Source organism: Vibrio sp. 378 (genome assembly GCF_033339435.1).
Genome location: NZ_JAWOUO010000622.1, coordinates 1 through 669, shown reverse-complemented (window position 1 = coordinate 669; position 669 = coordinate 1). Strand labels below are relative to the sequence as shown.

General features: G+C 42.6%; 2 protein-coding genes. Both read left to right on the top strand.

What is annotated here, in order from left to right; translation table 11 throughout:
• Positions 1-374 (top strand): primosomal replication protein (locus R7Q48_RS27910; protein WP_318133543.1); only part of this gene is annotated, 374 nt, incomplete at its 5' end.
• Positions 374-538 (top strand): pleiotropic regulatory protein RsmS, encoded by a 165-nt coding sequence (gene rsmS, locus R7Q48_RS27905; protein WP_005456217.1) that lies wholly within the window; start codon positions 374-376, stop codon positions 536-538. The genes R7Q48_RS27910 and rsmS, both read left to right, overlap by 1 nt.
• The last annotated feature ends 131 nt before the right edge of the window (positions 539-669 follow it).

Below are 669 nucleotides of genomic sequence, written 5' to 3'. Positions count from 1 at the left end.
TTATCCGAGAGCAAAACGAAAATAAGCTCACCGCTTTGCGCGCGGAGTACCTCACCGAACGACTCGTAGCGCAAATTGGCGCAATTCAGCGAGAGATTTCTACCACTAAAATTCGTAAGAATGAAATCAAACATAGCAGCCACTTTCGCAAACCAATTAACGTGCTTTATCAAGAGCTCGCGCAACACCAAGAATGGGCAAGACGCTTGCGAGAAATGGTGTTAGAAAAGGAACGCGCAGTGGAAACTGCACCTAGTTTTATGCGAGCTGAAGCTCAGAAAGTATTGCTGGCGACAGAGCAACGTTTAGCTCGTTGCGAGGCAGCGCTTCTTAAACTAGAAAATCAAATTACACATAGGGAAAAGCACCAATAATGGCAGACCAACCAACCTCTCCTCTTGATGATGCACCAGAAGAGATCAAGCTGGCCGTTGATTTGATCTACTTGCTTGAAACCAACGAGATTGATCCAGAAGTTGCGATTAAAGCATTGAAGATCGTACAAACAGATTTAGAAAACAAATTGAAAGCGCAGTAAAACGCGCTTTTTTCTTTTGTTGAGATTCATTTTCACTACGCTTTCAGAATGATACCATTCTAGAAAAATACGCCCTCAAAAGGATAAATAATGAAAGTAATCAGCTTTAACATCAATGGACTACGTGCGCG

Coding starts and splice junctions, on each gene's coding strand:
- rsmS (WP_005456217.1), top strand. CDS start 374: ATGGCAGACCAACCAACCTCTCCTCTTGATGATGCACCAGAAGAGATC.